This is a genomic window from Pseudomonas sp. AC083 (assembly GCF_979253165.1).
In genome coordinates, this window is record NZ_CEEDDH010000004.1 from 281,285 (window position 1) to 296,325 (window position 15,041).

Annotated in this window: 14 protein-coding genes; 10 read left to right on the top strand and 4 right to left on the bottom strand. The window is 58.7% G+C overall.

Translation table 11 applies throughout. From position 1 onward, the window contains the following. Nucleotides 1–175 precede the first annotated feature (175 nt). Both choX and betC read right to left on the bottom strand, forming a co-directional pair. On the bottom strand, nt 176–1,096 hold the full coding sequence (gene choX / locus AC0IXA_RS09940; protein WP_341638251.1) for a choline ABC transporter substrate-binding protein: 921 nt from the start codon (nt 1,094–1,096) through the stop codon (nt 176–178). 16 nt (nt 1,097–1,112) lie between these two features. After that, nucleotides 1,113–2,627: a choline-sulfatase gene (gene betC, locus AC0IXA_RS09945; protein ID WP_471812838.1), complete on the bottom strand. Its 1,515-nt coding sequence runs from the start codon at nt 2,625–2,627 to the stop codon at nt 1,113–1,115. A gap of 114 nt (nt 2,628–2,741) precedes the next feature. Here betC and AC0IXA_RS09950 point away from each other — a divergent pair, with 114 nt between their 5' ends. Then, nucleotides 2,742–3,692: a choline sulfate utilization transcriptional regulator gene (locus AC0IXA_RS09950; RefSeq protein ID WP_471812840.1), complete on the top strand. Its 951-nt coding sequence runs from the start codon at nt 2,742–2,744 to the stop codon at nt 3,690–3,692. A 46-nt stretch (nt 3,693–3,738) separates the two neighbouring features. Here the strand turns inward: AC0IXA_RS09950 and AC0IXA_RS09955 are convergent, their stop codons facing one another. Continuing rightward, nucleotides 3,739–4,404, bottom strand: coding sequence for an NAD(P)-dependent oxidoreductase (locus AC0IXA_RS09955; RefSeq protein ID WP_016772367.1), 666 nt, complete (start codon nt 4,402–4,404; stop codon nt 3,739–3,741). An 81-nt stretch (nt 4,405–4,485) separates the two neighbouring features. Between AC0IXA_RS09955 and AC0IXA_RS09960 the strand changes: the two genes are divergently transcribed. From AC0IXA_RS09960 to AC0IXA_RS09970, 3 genes are all read left to right on the top strand, one after another. Further along, nucleotides 4,486–4,812 (top strand): DOPA 4,5-dioxygenase family protein, encoded by a 327-nt coding sequence (locus AC0IXA_RS09960; RefSeq protein WP_016772366.1) that lies wholly within the window; start codon nt 4,486–4,488, stop codon nt 4,810–4,812. Between the two features lie 403 nt (nt 4,813–5,215). Further along, a complete protein-coding gene (locus AC0IXA_RS09965) occupies nt 5,216–6,523 on the top strand; it encodes a CitMHS family transporter (protein WP_073470799.1) in 1,308 nt (435 codons plus the stop codon). Nucleotides 6,524–6,608: 85 nt separating this feature from the next. Beyond that, complete coding sequence (locus AC0IXA_RS09970; RefSeq protein WP_056791183.1) at nt 6,609–7,376, top strand: TerC family protein; 768 nt, start codon at nt 6,609–6,611, stop codon at nt 7,374–7,376. 129 nt (nt 7,377–7,505) lie between these two features. On the opposite strand, the gene AC0IXA_RS09975 is transcribed toward AC0IXA_RS09970, so the two are convergent. Further along, a complete protein-coding gene (locus tag AC0IXA_RS09975) occupies nt 7,506–7,865 on the bottom strand; it encodes a DUF6124 family protein (RefSeq protein ID WP_471812843.1) in 360 nt (119 codons plus the stop codon). 575 nt (nt 7,866–8,440) lie between these two features. Between AC0IXA_RS09975 and AC0IXA_RS09980 the strand changes: the two genes are divergently transcribed. From AC0IXA_RS09980 to AC0IXA_RS10005, 6 genes are all read left to right on the top strand, one after another. Next, complete coding sequence (locus tag AC0IXA_RS09980; RefSeq protein WP_110599653.1) at nt 8,441–8,938, top strand: PAAR domain-containing protein; 498 nt, start codon at nt 8,441–8,443, stop codon at nt 8,936–8,938. Nucleotides 8,939–8,955: 17 nt separating this feature from the next. Further along, the gene (locus AC0IXA_RS09985; protein ID WP_471812845.1) at nt 8,956–10,113 is read left to right on the top strand and encodes a DUF2515 family protein; all 1,158 of its coding nucleotides are present in this window, start codon (nt 8,956–8,958) and stop codon (nt 10,111–10,113) included. Next, nucleotides 10,110–10,742: a hypothetical protein gene (locus AC0IXA_RS09990; protein ID WP_282387731.1), complete on the top strand. Its 633-nt coding sequence runs from the start codon at nt 10,110–10,112 to the stop codon at nt 10,740–10,742. The genes AC0IXA_RS09985 and AC0IXA_RS09990 overlap by 4 nt, the downstream gene beginning before the upstream one ends. Then, entirely contained in the window at nt 10,720–11,421 is a 702-nt protein-coding gene (locus AC0IXA_RS09995; protein ID WP_341638258.1) for a hypothetical protein, read from the top strand. The genes AC0IXA_RS09990 and AC0IXA_RS09995 overlap by 23 nt, the downstream gene beginning before the upstream one ends. A gap of 314 nt (nt 11,422–11,735) precedes the next feature. Next, the gene (locus tag AC0IXA_RS10000) at nt 11,736–13,394 is read left to right on the top strand and encodes a Na/Pi cotransporter family protein (RefSeq protein WP_110599651.1); all 1,659 of its coding nucleotides are present in this window, start codon (nt 11,736–11,738) and stop codon (nt 13,392–13,394) included. A gap of 175 nt (nt 13,395–13,569) precedes the next feature. After that, on the top strand, nt 13,570–14,964 hold the full coding sequence (locus AC0IXA_RS10005; protein WP_341638259.1) for a M16 family metallopeptidase: 1,395 nt from the start codon (nt 13,570–13,572) through the stop codon (nt 14,962–14,964). Nucleotides 14,965–15,041: the final 77 nt, after the last annotated feature.

A 15,041-nucleotide genomic window follows, 5' to 3' on the forward strand; every position in this document is an offset into this window, starting at 1 on the left:
AGGACACAGCAATCATTGTGGCGAGGGGATTTATCCCCGATGGGCCGCGAAGCGGCCCCAAACCCAGAGTTCTCGGTGAGTCAGGTATATCGAGTTCACGGATCTTGCGACTGCTTCGCAGCCGATCGGGGATAAATCCCCTCGCCACAGGTATGTGGTCGACAGTCAGATAGCATTACAGTTTGGCCTTCACCGCCGCCAGCGCATCCTTGCCATCCACGGTCTTCACCCCATCCAGCCACTTGTCCAGCACCGCCGGATTGGCTTTGATCCACGCCTTCGCCGCTTCGGCATTGCTGACCTTCTTGTTCACCACCTCGGCCATGATGCTGTTCTCCATGTCCTGGGTGAACGCCAGATTGGTCAGCAACTTGCCCACATTCGGGCAGGCCTCGGCGTAGCCCTTGCGGGTCAGGGTGAAAACGTTGCCAGTGTCGCCGAAGTATTTTTCGCCGCCCTTGAGGTAACGCATTTTCAGCTGCACGTTCATCGGGTGTGGGGTCCAGCCGAGGAAGGTGACGAATTTCTGTTTCTTCACCGCCCGCGACACTTCGGCGAGCATCGCCTGTTCGCTGGACTCGATCAGCTTCCACTGGCCCATGTTGAAGTCATTCTTCTTGATGATCTCCTGCAACGAAATGTTCGCCGGCGCGCCTGATCCGATGCCGTAGATTTTCTTGTCGAACTTGTCGGCGAATTTGTTCAGGTCGGCAAAATCATGCACACCCGCCTCCCAGACATAGTCGGGGACGGCGAGAGTGAATTCGGTGCCTTCGAGGTTTTTGGCCAATTGCGTCACATCGCCTGTGGCGACGAACTTGTCATAGAAGCCCTGCTGCGCCGGCATCCAGTTGCCGAGGAACACGTCCACCTGGCCATCCTTCAAGCCGCCGAAGGTGATCGGCACCGCGAGGGTGTCGACCTTGGCCTTGTAGCCCATGCCGTCGAGCAGAAATCCGGTGATGGCATTGGTCGCGGCGATGTCGCTCCAGCCCGGATCGGCCATCTTCACGGTTTCGCAACTTTGCTCGGCGAAGGCCGAGGCGCTGCTCAATGCGATCAGGCCAACGGTGACAGCTGTGGATAACTTGCGCATGGACTTCCCCTTAACGTTATTGGTTTTGGCAGGGTTGTGGATAACGGGCCTTGCGCTCCAGATCATCAAGGTCGATGTGGTTGCGCATGTACTGCTGACTGGCATCGACCAGCGGCTGGTGGTCCCAGCTCTTCAGCTTGCCGATGGTTAACGCATCGGCGACGAAACGGCGTCGGCGCTGGCTGGCCAGTACGTCCCGGTGGATCGCCGGAATGTCCCACTTGGCCCGCGCTTCAGCGAGAAAGTCTTCGAACAGCTGACGATGTTGCGGCGATTGGCTCAGTTCCTCTTCTTCGCGCGGATCGTTATCCACATCGAAGAGTAGGCACGGGTCGCTTTCGCTGTAGATAAATTTGTAGGCGCCCCGGCGAATCATCATCAGCGGGCTGACAGTGCCTTCGGCCATGTATTCGCCGAACACCTCGTCATGCCCGCCCTGCCCTTGCAGGTGCGGCAGCAACGAACGACCGTCCAGTGGCAAGCCGGGCTCAAGCGTGCCGCCGGCCAGATCCACGAAGGTCGGCAGCAGGTCGGCGGTGGATACGGCGGCGCTGACTCGGCCGGCCTCGAATTGTCCCGGGGCGCTGATCAGCAGCGGCACTCGCGCGGCCATCTCGAACCAGTGCATTTTGTACCAGAGGCCCTTCTCGCCGAGCATGTCGCCATGGTCACCGGAGAAGACGATGATGGTGTCATCGATCAGCCCGGTTTCCTCAAGTGTTTGCACAAGTTTGCCGACATTGGCATCGATATAGCTGCAAGCGCCGAAGTAGGCGCGACGGGCATCGCGGATTTTATCCACAGGCAGCGGCTTGTCCCACAGGTCGTAAACCTTGAGCAGACGTTGCGAGTGCGGATCGAGATCGTCCTGGTTCAAGGCTGTAGGCAACGGAATATCAGCATCGTCATACAGATCCCAGAAAGCCTTGGGAATCGTGTACGGATCGTGCGGGTGGGTCATCGACACAGTCAGGCAGAACGGCTGGTCGCCGTCCTCGCGGATGTGATCGAACAGGTATTGCTGCGCCTTGAACACCACCTCTTCGTCGAAATCCAGCTGATTGGTGCGCACGCACGGCCCGGCCTGCAATACCGAAGACATGTTGTGATACCAGCTCGGCCTTACGTCCGGCTCGTCCCAGTTCACCGCCCAACCGTAATCGGCCGGGTAGATGTCGCTGGTCAAGCGTTCTTCATAACCGTGCAACTGGTCCGGCCCGCAGAAGTGCATTTTGCCGGACAGCGCGGTGCGGTAGCCGAGACGCCGCAGGTAATGCGCGTAAGTTGGAATGTCGGCGGGGAAATCAGCGGCGTTGTCGTAGGCGCCGATTTTGCTCGGCAACTGGCCACTGACCAGGGTGAAGCGCGACGGCGCGCACAGCGGGCTGTTGCAGTAAGCAGCATCGAACACCACGCCTTGGGCGGCGAGGCGGGACAGATTCGGCAGTTTGATCGGCGATGGGCCGTAGAACGGCAACATTGGCGCGGCCATTTGATCGGCCATGATGAAAAGAATGTTCTTGCGCTTCATGTGATCGCGGCATTCCATGTTGAATATTTATGCGAGAGTGCTGCGATCGAGCATGGATTCCATGCCTGTTCCGGTAAAGCCCGCGCCGGACAATGACTAGGATAAGTACAGCTTATGTATGACGCCCTCGGTGACCTCTCCCTCGATCTGCTGCGCGCTTTTGAAGCGGCGGCGCGCCATCGCAGTTTTACCGCTGCTGCGGTGGAGCTTGGCACCACGCAGCCGGCGATCAGCCAGCAAATGAAACGTCTGGAAGAGCAGCTCGGTACGCGCCTGTTCGACCGGATTTACCGGGGTATCGAGTTGACAGAGGTTGGCGCCCTGTTGTTCGAGCAAGTTACCCTCGGTTTGCAGAATATCGACGCCGGATTGAGCGCAATCAGCAGGCAGCAGCAACATGAAGTGCTGCAAGTGGCCACGGATTTCGCTTTCGCCGCTTATTGGCTGATGCCGCGCCTGCACCGCTTTCACGAGGCCAATCCGCACATCGATGTCAGCCTGGTCACCAGCGAGCGCAACCACAACATGCTGCGCACCGACATCGACGTGGCGATCCTGTTTGGCGATGGTCGATTCAAGCAGGGCGAGAGCCACTGGCTGTTCAGCGAAGAAGTGTTCCCGGTGTGCAGCCCGCTGCTGCTCAAGGACCGGTCACTGCCGTTGCCCGCGCAGGCATTGCTGGAATTTCCGCTGTTGCATCTGCGTGGGGAAAACAGCAGCAACTGGTTCGACTGGAGTGGCTTGTTTCGTCAATTGGGCCTGACTACGCCGCCAGCGCCGGGGCAATTGCGCTTCGACAATTACACCTTGCTGATTCAAGCGGCGATTGGCGGACAAGGCGTGGCGATTGGCTGGCGGCACCTTGTGGATAACTTGCTGGTGCAGGGTTTGCTGTGCCGGCCGCTGGCAGAAACTACGCTGTCGCGGCTGGGGTATTACGTGGTGTTGCCGCAACGCAAGCGTCGGGGTGCGTTGATTCAGGAATTTGTTGATTGGTTAATGGCGGAACAGGCCAGCAGTGCCGAATCGCTTAATGGTCTGGCCCTGCCCTCGATTGCGGTGTGAAGAGCAAAAGATCATCCGATCGCGGCCCGAGCCTTCGGACGATCTTTTACGAATCAGAAGCCGCCACAAAATTCACATGCTGCCCCACATGCAGATTCAACCGCAGCTCATCGGCAATCCCCACCGCGACACGGTTCAATCGCTCCAGCGGTTCGGCCAGCCCCGGTTCGAGATTGCCGCCGACCTGACTGAAGTGCTCGATGGTCAACCCGGCCACGCCATGGGGCGCATTGACCAAGGTCCAGCGCAGTGAGCTGCTTTGTACCGCCTCGAGAATTTCTTCGGCAGCGTGACGTTGCAGACGCTCGTCATTTTCTGGCTCGTCGAGCACACCGAAGTTACCGACCAGAAACAGGCGCGGCACGCTGGCCAGTTGCAAACCTTCGACCAAGGCGTCGACTGCCAGCACTTGTTCCACCGGCCCCAGCGTCACCGAGCGCTCAACGTGGTCGCTGCTGAACGGCAACCCCGGAGCGTCCAGCAGGCAGATCACCGCCGAACTGCCGGCGACGCTCTGATTGACCCGCTCGGCATCGAACAGATCGCCGGTCTTGGTGCGCAACCCCGGACGCGGCGCGAGTGCGGTGAGATCGTCGAGAATGGCGATGACTTCATGTTGGCGACGGAGCAATTCAGCCATCAATGCACCGCCCAGGCTGGCCATGGCACCATAAAGCACCACTTTGACCACTGGGGTCTCGGCATTTTTCATGGCTGTTTTCCTTATAGTTGTCCTATATGACCTGTGACGGTGGAAACAGCCAAGGGTTCGAACCGATTGAGAGGCGACACGATGCAAGGGATCAAGGGCTATCACGCCCATGTCTATTTCGACGCGCAAACCATCGACCAGGCGCGGGCCTTGTGCGAACAGGCCGCGCAGTTGTTTGCGCTGAAAATGGGCCGCGTGCACGAACGCCCGGTGGGGCCGCACCCCGACTGGAGCTGCCAACTGGCTTTCGGTCCCGAGCTGATCGGCGAAGTGCTGCCATGGCTGGCGCTCAACCGCAAGGGCCTGGTGGTATTCCTGCATCCGGAGACTGGCGATGACTTGCTTGACCACACCGAACACGCGATCTGGATGGGCGCGGTGCGGCCGCTGGATCTGTCGATTTTTTAACCAGTTACTTGCGCTGAACTGATAACGGATGTGTCCAGACCGCCAGCCAGCGCTGTCTGTCCGTTTATCCGCATCGCTACTGGTCCCGTATTCATTGGCTGTCGTTGCATCCGACCGCCGGTTGACCATTCATTCATCGCTTTCGCGCCCGAAAGGTAGCTGAAAGCTTCCCCGATTAGGATCGCCCCACTCCCGGCAACAGACCGGTTGGCCCAAGCCCTGTGTTTTTTCCACAGGCCCGGCCCAATTAACAACAACAATGGTGATTCTGATGTCTTCTGCAACCCGCCGTTTCTCCCGCTTCCTGCTGGTCACTCCGCCCGTACGCCTCGCGCCTCCCGTTCTGCGCTGATCCCGCCCGATCCGCTCATTCCATTAGCCGCGCTACGCCTGGAGTATTCCCATGCTGACTTTCCTTGGCTTCGCCATGGTCATCACGTTCATGTTCCTGATCATGACCAAGCGCCTGTCCGCGCTGATCGCCCTGATCATCATCCCGATCCTGTTCGCGCTGTTCGGTGGTTTCGCGCCGAAGATCGGCCCGATGATGCTTGAAGGCATCACCAAACTGGCGCCGACCGGCGTGATGTTGATGTTCGCCATTCTGTATTTCGCCCTGATGATCGACTCCGGCCTGTTCGACCCGGCCGTGCGCAAGATCCTCAAACTGGTCAAGGGCGACCCGTTGAAAGTTTCGGTCGGTACCGCCGTTCTGGCGCTCGTCGTTTCCCTCGATGGTGACGGCGCGACCACTTACATGATCTGTGTGGCCGCCATGCTGCCGCTGTACAGCCGCATCGGCATGAGCCCGCGGATCATGGCCGGTCTGATCATCCTCGCCGGTGGCGTGATGAACATGACCCCGTGGGGCGGCCCGACCGCCCGCGCGGCGAGTGCCCTGCATGTCGACCCGTCGGACATTTTCGTACCGATGATCCCGGCCATGGCCGCCGGTGTCGTGGCGATCCTGGTGATTGCCTACTTCTACGGCAAGCGTGAACGCGCCCGTCTCGGCGAGCTGCATCTGGTCGGCGACGAGATCGATCACAGTGAAATCAGCGTCTCGCAATTCCCTGACGCACGCCGTCCGAAGCTGATCTGGTTCAACGCCGCACTGACTTTCGGCCTGATGTGCACACTGATCGGCGGCCTGTTGCCGCTGCCGGTGCTGTTCATGGTGGCCTTCAGTATTGCCATGATCGTCAACTACCCATGCCTGCAAATGCAGAAGGATCGCGTCGCCGCGCATTCCGGCAGCGTGCTGGCAGTGGTCGGGCTGATCTTTGCGGCCGGTATCTTCACCGGTATCCTGTCGGGCACCGGCATGGTCGATGCGATGTCGAAGAGCCTGTTGGCGGTGATTCCGGATTTCCTCGGCCCGTACCTGGCGGTGATTACGGCGCTGGTGAGCATGCCGTTCACCTTCTTCATGTCCAACGATGCGTTCTATTACGGTGTATTGCCGGTGCTGACCGAAGCGGCCAGCCACTATGGGATCACTGCGGTGGAAATGGCCCGTGCCTCGATCGTCGGCCAGCCCGTCCACTTGCTGAGCCCGTTGGTGCCGTCGACCTATCTGTTGGTGGCGCTGGCTGGCATCGATTTCGGTGATCACCAGCGTTTCACCCTGAAATGGGCGATCCTGGTGTGTATCTGCATTCTGATTGCTGCACTGCTGTTGGGGACTTTCCCGATGTTCAGCACTCTATAAGCCCAAGACTCACCGTTACGGGTCCTGGCTTCGCGGTTTGAAGCCCGGACCTTTTTCGGTTCAACAATTGCTCAAAGGAATACACATGGATTGGCTGACCAACCCCGAAATCTGGGTTGCCTTCTTTACCCTGACCGCCCTGGAAATCGTCCTCGGTATCGATAACATCATCATGATTTCGATCCTGGTCAGCCGCATGCCCAAACACATGCAGCAGCGCACGCGGATCTTCGGTCTTGGCCTGGCCATGGTCACGCGGATCCTGTTGCTGCTGTCGATCACCTGGGTCATGCGCCTCACTGCCGACCTGTTCGAAGTGTTCGGCCAGGGCATCTCCGGTCGCGACCTGATCCTGTTCTTCGGTGGCCTGTTCCTGCTGTGGAAAAGCTCGCAGGAGATGTACCACGCGCTGGAAGGTGAAGATGAAAGCGACGACGCGCCATCGGGCAAGGGCGGCAACTTCCTCTACACCATCATCCAGATCGCGATCATCGATATCGTCTTCTCGCTGGACTCGGTGATCACCGCCGTCGGCATGGTCTCCCACGTTCCGGTCATGGTCGCGGCGATCGTCGTGGCAGTGCTGGTGATGATGCTGGCGTCGGGCAAGATCAGCGAATTCATCGACAAGCACCCGTCGCTGAAAATGCTCGCCCTGTCCTTCCTGCTGGTGGTCGGTACCGTGCTGATCGCCGAATCGTTCGACGTGCATGTGCCAAAAGGCTACGTCTACTTCGCCATGGCGTTCTCGCTGGCGGTGGAAGCGATCAACATCAAACTGCGCGGCGCGATGGCCCGGAAAAAGAAACAGCAGGATCCGGTGAAACTGCGCAAGGATGTGCCGGGGCAATAACCCGGTAGTCTTCAGGCAACACCCCTTGTAGGAGTGAGCCTGCTCGCGATAGCGGTCTGTCAGCCAACGATGATGTTGAAGCTGATGGCCCTATCGCGAGCAGGCTCACTCCTACATTTGTTTCTGCGTTCAGGCAGGAGGAACGAGGTTGTCGAGGACGCGGTTGACGGCCAGCTCACCCAACATGATGACTTGCTGGATCCCCAGCAGTGAATTGCGCTGCGGTCCATCAATAAACCCGGCCAGATCACTGGCCATGATGCTCGCCGACGCCAAAGATTCGCAGGCGTGCACCAGCAGCGTTTCGTTATCCACAGCCGGATCGACGAGAAAAATGGTGCTGGGCTTGCGCGCGGCGCCGGGGTCTTGTTTGAGACCGGGACAGAGGTAGAAATCGAGGGCGCGGTCGGCGGCTTGTTTGAGTCTTTGCGCTTCTAGTTCAGGGTGAGGAAGATCATCGACCGGTGGATCTGGCGTTATCTTTTTCATGTTCAGCTGCTACATAGAATGAAGCCACTGCCGTTCTCTACTAAAAGAAGGGAGGCGGCTGAACGCAGGTTAGTAGACCGGGGAGCTAGCTTTCCGGCGCACCCGAAGGTGCCCTGCGCACAACCACCATCAGGATCAGGCATAACCTGACGCAAAGATGCTTGCGCACAATAACTAGCAACCCGGGCTACTAATCCCGACCACTGATGAGCAGTGGCCAGCAAAACGATAGAGACCAGCCCCAAAGCGCACAAGCCGGCGGATTCTGGCGTAGCCGTAGGCAACGGCGCAAGGATTTGTAGCCTGTCGCCGCGTAACACGGCGTGTGCATAAACACTCCTGCGCAATCCGTGTTTATCCTCTCTTGGATCAGACACACAACCTGTGGGAGCGAGCCTGCTCGCGAAGGCGTCACATCGGTCGAAAAAAGAGGCTGTCTGACGCACCGCTTTCGCGAGCAGGCTCGCTCCCACAGAGGCATATCGCATCCATTCGAAACGGGCCGAAAAGGTTGACTCATCGACCTTCGCTCGTTAGCGTCCCCCGCTCGCCTCAACGACAAACAAGGAACGTTCATGTCTGGAAAACCCGCCGCGCGCGTCACGGACCCGACCACTTGCCCGATTCCCGGCCACGGTACCAACCCGATTGCCAGCGGTTCCGGCGACGTTTTCTTCAACGGCCTCGCCGCCGCTCGCCTGGGCGACAAATGCACCTGCGGCCAAGCGCTCAGCGGTGCCTTTTCGTCCACCGTGTTCATCAATGGCAAGAACGCCATGACCCTCGACAGCACCGCCAGTCATGGCGGCGTCGTGATTGGTGGTTCAGGTAATGTGATTATCGGCAGCTCGCACACCCCTGCTCCGTTCGTTCCACCGTTGCCGATCATCGGCCAACCCTTGGTCGAATTCAAAGCAGTCAGCGTCGGCAATGGCGAACCCATCGCCGAACAGGGTTATGAAATCGAAACCGCCGAAGGCCGTATCGTCACAGGCCTGACCAATGCGCAGGGCATGACCCAGAGCGTCGCCACCCTGCAGCCCGATCTCGCCATCGTTCGCTGGACCGCCTGAGCTTCAAGGAAGAAACAATGACCGGACAATGCATCGCTCCAGACGACCTGGACATGAAAAAACTTTGGGACAGCACCTGTGAGCTGCCCGCTTGTAAACGGGAAACCAGCACCGCCGGTCCCAACCCGAAAACCCGCGTCGAAGTCCCGCTGCTGACCTGCAACTGCCTGTGGCGCCGCTTCCAGAAAGAAGCCGAAGACTGGGTCGCCCCCGGCGGCGTCCTCATCGCCGACCCCCAGGCCCGCAACCGCAAAATCAACGCCGCGTACGCGCAATTGTGGCTGGCGGATAACCGTTTTCAGTGGGCGGGGTTGGCGGCGTTTGCTTCGAAGCAGGTGGGGTGTGGGCTGATCCACGCCACCAAACTGCAAACCGCCATCGCTGCACAGAAGGCGGCACAGGAAAAGCTGCGAACCGCACCATCGGAAACTCTGTTCGAAGGCTTTGGATTCAAGTTCAGCAAGACCAATCCCGAGGCAGAGCAGGAGTTGGCCAAGGCTCGGGCAGCCAATCCGATGCCGACGGAGGACATCACCTTCGGCGACAACCCACGCTCAGTGGTTCAGCAGCAACTGGACTATGTGTATGAGATGTTGGCGCTGGGTAATACGTCGCTGTTTCTCGATGTTTATCCGTTGCACCGGTTTTTCATTGTGCGGGGGTACAAGGAAATGGAAAAGTGTTTGAGAAGCCGGCGTGGCATTGGGAAGGATGTAATGTGGCCGATTGCTGAGAAGGTAGAGTTTGGCCGTGATAATCCTGAGATTTACGCGACCTTCAAAGCCATTGATCAAGGGAACATTTCAGGTAGCGTTGAACAAATGGCGCTCCATGAACAAGTCAACATCCTTCAGCCGGCGATGTACGACGAAACCCACTTTGCCCTGTTGATGCGAGGCACACATGGCGGTGACGTGATTTCTGTTGTGACCGGATTGTTGCCAGGTGCTGCCGAGGAGATCCAGCTTACTCTCGCTAGCCAATGTAAAGCGCCCGACAGTCGAAAAGTCGCGTTTGGCAGCAATCCGCTGGCTAACCTTGCCGATAAGGATCAGCGAATGGAGTTCGTACTGCGCGCTGCCACTCAATTTAACGAACTGCTTAAACAGCCGTCCTCTCGCGCAAAACTTGAGCAATCTATCCAAGAAATTGCAGCTGGCGGGGGGGTTAAGTGATTCATAGACGCAGTTTCTACGTTGCTGCTGCCGCCGTATTGGGAGCTATCGCGCTAACATTGTATTTCGGAAGAGGTCCGCAACAAATTTCTTTCCACATTGGAAAAACATATGACGATGTCGTGCGCGACTCATCATTTCCTGTGACGGATAAAACTGCCATCTATCCCGGTGATCCACCTCACCCAAGTTCGACTTGGATCAGTAGTCCAGTGGTCATCACATTCGATGACGAACAACACGGGTTCACGTTGCCCGTTACAAAATTCGGTGCGATTGGCTGGTCTGATTTCAAAGCGATCACCCTTTCTACCTCACCAATGCTGGAAACGTTACCTTTCGAGCAAGCAGTGAATCTGCTGGGAGTGCTGCAGCAGACGTTCAAAAAGGCAGGCTGGTCGCCAGAAGCTGTTGAAGGGAATGATTGGCTCAAGACTGAAACTCAAGAAGACAAGGTGCGCCTTCAAGCCAAACTTTTTGACCAGTTGGACGGTGTCATTCTGTTGATTCCGCATAAGTACAGCCTGTTCCTCCACATCAAATGCTACGCACGTTGCGACGAACGAAATCCTGATACGGCCAAATATTTGATTGATGTGGGTTTTGGTGAAGATCACTTCAGTGATTGACCGTTTTCAATCGTCTCAGAGGAAGTCGACGGCTTTGGCAGGTAAGCATTGGCTGTCGATGGGCGCCGCTACGATTTTGCTGGGTGGTGTCATGGCGTGGCCATGGGGCGCCACGACCCTATGCGTTCATATTGGAAAACCTTACGAACAGGTGATCAAAGACTCAACCTTCTCGGTTGAAGACAAAACGGCAATCTATCCTGGTGATCCCCATGACCCGACGGATTCCCCTCGTCCCGGCTCTACATGGATTAGCAGCCCGACGATCATTGAGTTCGACGACCCCGTTCATGGTTTCAAACTTCCCCCGACCGTGTTCGGTGCTGTTACTTATGCGAGTCAGAAAGTCTCGACACTGACGACATCGCCGATGACAGAAACCTTGCCGTTTGCAGAAGCTCTGGATCGATTGATTGCTACGCAAAATATCCTCAAATCGCGGGGGTGGAAGATTGAGCCTTTGGAAGACAATGATTGGTTCAACGTTGACTCCGCTGCCAAGCGCGGGCGACTACAGGCCAAACTCTTCGATCAACCTGTGGGCATTGATTTGTACGTACCGGGAAAGTACAGCTTACTGCTCTTGATCAAGTGCTACGCAAGCTGTGACAGGGAAGATCCGAGGACTGCAAAATATTTGATTGATATTAGTGTGGGTCGGGATCGAAGCGGGGCATGAAAAGTCGCCACAAGCTGATCCTGCACGGTCAAACCCGTAGGAGTGAGCCTGCTCGCGATAGCGGTCTCTCAGACGACGATGATGTTGAAGCTGATGACCTTATCGCGAGCAGGCTCACTCCTACAGGTATCTGTGTCGGTTTCAGCGATGTGAGTGAAGCCGTTTTGATGACACTTTTGTTTCAATCCACTCTTTAGCTGTGCAATGCTGGCGCCGAGACCGTTCGCCAACTACAGCTTAAGTATCAAAAACGTAGAAACCGCGCGGTGCCGTCCACTTGCCCCTCTGGGGCGCTGCTACTACAGGGGGTCTGCATGCTCACCCTGCTCAATCTGCTGTCCGCCGTCGCCCTGTTGATCTGGGGCACGCACATCGTCCGAACCGGCATCCTGCGGGTTTATGGCACCAATCTGCGACATGTCATCGGCCAGAACATGTCGAAGAAATGGCTGGCGTTCATCGCCGGTATTCTCGTCACCGCAATGGTGCAGAGCAGCAACGCTACGGCGATGCTGGTCACTTCGTTTGTCGGGCAGGGTTTGATGGCGCTGACCCCGGCGCTGGCGACCATGCTGGGCGCCGATGTCGGTACCGCGTTGATGGCGCGGGTGCTGACCCTCGATCTGTCGTGGCTGTCGCCGCTGCTGATTTTCCTCGGGGTGATTTTCTTTCTGTCGCGCAAACAGACGCGGCTCGGGCAAATGGGCCGGGTGTCGATCGGGCTGGGGCTGATCATTCTCGCCCTGCAATTGATCGTCGAGGCCGCCGCGCCGATTACGCACGCGCAAGGGGTGAAGGTGATTTTTGCCTCGCTGACCGGCGACATCCTTCTAGACGCCCTGGTCGGCGCACTGTTCGCGATGATTTCCTACTCCAGCCTCGCCGCCGTGCTGCTCACCGCCACGCTGGCCGGGGCTGCGGTGATCAGCCTGCCGGTGGCGATCGGTCTGGTGATCGGCGCCAACATCGGCAGCGGCATTCTCGCGTTCATGAGCACCAGCATGCAGAACGCTGCCGGCCGCCAGGTTGCGCTGGGCAGTCTGTTGTACAAATTGATCGGTTTGCTGCTGATCATCCCGGTGCTCGACCCGCTGGTGCACTGGATCGACAGCCTTGATTTCAGCCCGCAGGAAATGGTCATCGGCTTCCATCTGCTCTACAACACCGCGCGCTGCCTGATCCTGCTGCCCAGCGTCGGGCCGATGGCGCGGCTTTGTGCGTGGCTGCTGCCGGAGCGGCCGGAGGTCAACGGCGCCGCCAAGCCGCGCCATCTCGACCCGACCGCGCTGGTCACGCCGAGCCTGGCGCTGGCCAATGCCGCGCGGGAAACCCTGCGCATGGGCGATCTGCTCGACAACATGCTCGATGCCTCCCTCGATGTGCTGCGCGGCAAGCAGACCGCCGTCACTCAGGAAATGCGCCGCCTGACCGACGACGTCGAGGCGCTGTACAGCGCGATCAAGCTGTATCTGGCGCAGATGCCCCGCGAGGATCTCGGCGAGCACGACAGTCGGCGCTGGGCCGAGATCATCGAACTGGCGATCAACCTCAAACTCGCCGCCGACCTGATCGAGCGAATGCTGCGCAAGATCCAGCAGCAGAAGACGTCGCAGCGCCGTTCGTTTTCCGAAGAGGGCCTGGAAGATCTTGCCGGGCTGCAACAGCAACTGATCGCCAACCTGCGCCTGGGCCTGTCGGTGTTTCTCAGCGGCGACCGCGAAAGCGCGCGGCAGTTGTTGCGCGAGAAACGCCGCTTTCGTGCGCAGGAACGGCGTCTGGCCCATGCGCATGTCAGCCGTTTGCAACGCAAGATCGTGCAGAGCCTTGAGACCAGCTCGCTGCATCTGGAATTGATCGCCGACATGAAACGGCTCAATTCGTTGTTCTGCAGCAGCGCCTATGTCGTGCTGGAAACGGCGGACACCGGCGCGCTGGCGGTGGATGACATGGCCGACATTACGCATTCGCCTTGAACGTCTGGGGCTGGGGCCAGTCAGTTACAGTGGTTCAGCCTTGAGACCGTCATCGCTGGCAAGCCAGCTCCCACAGGGTTTTGTGAGCGCCGCAGATCCTTGTGGGAGCTGGCTTGCCAGCGATGGGGCCTGACTGACGACACGGATCTCCAAATCAGCCGTATGGAAGCCTGTTATGCGTTGCCTGTTGTTCGCCTGTCTGTTGCTCGGTTCCCTGCCCGCCTTTGCCCTGGATCGCTTTCAGGTCGAAGGCTATGCGCTGCCCAACGGTTTGCAACTGATGCTCAAGCCCGGCACCGAGCGTGGGCATGTGGCGATCCGGCTGGTGGTCGGCGTTGGCCTCGATGACTTCGACTGCGATGAAAAAGAGCTGCCGCATTTGCTCGAACACCTGCTGTTCAGCGGTATCGACGCCACCGGCGAAGGCGGTCTGGAAGAACGCATGCAGGCGCTGGGCGGGGACTGGAATGCGTTCACCAGCAATGCCGACACCACGTTCGTCATCGAAGCCCCGGCGAAAAACCAGCGCAAGGTGCTTGACCTGCTGCTCGCGCTGCTGACCCAGACACGCATCGACGACAACGCAATCAACGCGGCGAAACGGGTGGTCGAGCGTGAGGACGGCGGGCATTACACCAGGCTGCAACGTTTCCTCGACCGTCAGGACCTCGGCCATACTGCGAGCAATCAGCTGGCTGTCGAGTTGGGTCTGAAATGCCCACAGCGCGCCGAGGTCGGCCATCTGACCCAAGAGCAATTGGAGACGGTGCGCAAGGCCTGGTACGCGCCGAACAACATGACCCTGATCGTCGTCGGCGAACTCGACAAACTGCTGCCGGCCTATCTCGAGCGTACCTGGGGTGAGCTGGAGCCGGTCGAGCCCACCGAACACCGCGCGCTGCCGGACATCCGCACCAGCGCCGCCCATGAACGCACCCTTACCCGTGGCTTTATCGGCGACAGCGCCAAGCTGCACTGGCTGGTGCCGGAACCGGTGCTCGACGATCAGTACGACCAGACGTTCGACATTCTCAAGGATTACCTCGACTGGGCGCTGTACCGGCAGATTCGTCTCAACCATGGCTTGTCGTACGGGCCGTGGGCCGAGCGCGAAGTGTTCGGTGGTGTCGGCTTCATGAGCCTCAACGCTGACCTGGATCGCGACGACGTCGACGAAGCCATCCAGGTACTCGATGACCTCAAGGCCGACCTGCTGAAAAACGGCCTCGACCCGAGCACCTTCGCCCGCATCAAACAAGCCGCCATCGCCCACCAGGCCTGGGCCGTGCAGGGCAACAGCGCACTGGCGGACTATTACTGGAGCGCGCTGGCCGACTATCAGGATGGCCGCTTTGCCAATCCCGCGCGGGAGCTGCAAGGGGTGACGCTGGAAGCGGCGAACAAGGCGATGCGCGAGCTGTTGCTGCAGCCGGGGTATATCCGGATCGAGAAGCCTTTGATCAGTGATGATCAGGTGTTGTGGCTGGTCGCTGGTGGAATCGGGTTGTTGCTGCTGATCGTGATCGGCTGGCGCCTGCATCGCCGCCACAAAATTGCCGGAAGCCATTAACCCTGTGATGAGTGAGCACTTGTGGCGAGGGGATTTATCCCTGATGGGCTGCGCAGCAGCCCCAATAAGGGCAGCTC

Coding starts and splice junctions, on each gene's coding strand:
- choX (WP_341638251.1), bottom strand. CDS start 1,096: ATGCGCAAGTTATCCACAGCTGTCACCGTTGGCCTGATCGCATTGAGC.
- betC (WP_471812838.1), bottom strand. CDS start 2,627: ATGAAGCGCAAGAACATTCTTTTCATCATGGCCGATCAAATGGCCGCG.
- AC0IXA_RS09950 (WP_471812840.1), top strand. CDS start 2,742: ATGTATGACGCCCTCGGTGACCTCTCCCTCGATCTGCTGCGCGCTTTT.
- AC0IXA_RS09955 (WP_016772367.1), bottom strand. CDS start 4,404: ATGAAAAATGCCGAGACCCCAGTGGTCAAAGTGGTGCTTTATGGTGCC.
- AC0IXA_RS09960 (WP_016772366.1), top strand. CDS start 4,486: ATGCAAGGGATCAAGGGCTATCACGCCCATGTCTATTTCGACGCGCAA.
- AC0IXA_RS09965 (WP_073470799.1), top strand. CDS start 5,216: ATGCTGACTTTCCTTGGCTTCGCCATGGTCATCACGTTCATGTTCCTG.
- AC0IXA_RS09970 (WP_056791183.1), top strand. CDS start 6,609: ATGGATTGGCTGACCAACCCCGAAATCTGGGTTGCCTTCTTTACCCTG.
- AC0IXA_RS09975 (WP_471812843.1), bottom strand. CDS start 7,865: ATGAAAAAGATAACGCCAGATCCACCGGTCGATGATCTTCCTCACCCT.
- AC0IXA_RS09980 (WP_110599653.1), top strand. CDS start 8,441: ATGTCTGGAAAACCCGCCGCGCGCGTCACGGACCCGACCACTTGCCCG.
- AC0IXA_RS09985 (WP_471812845.1), top strand. CDS start 8,956: ATGACCGGACAATGCATCGCTCCAGACGACCTGGACATGAAAAAACTT.
- AC0IXA_RS10000 (WP_110599651.1), top strand. CDS start 11,736: ATGCTCACCCTGCTCAATCTGCTGTCCGCCGTCGCCCTGTTGATCTGG.
- AC0IXA_RS10005 (WP_341638259.1), top strand. CDS start 13,570: ATGCGTTGCCTGTTGTTCGCCTGTCTGTTGCTCGGTTCCCTGCCCGCC.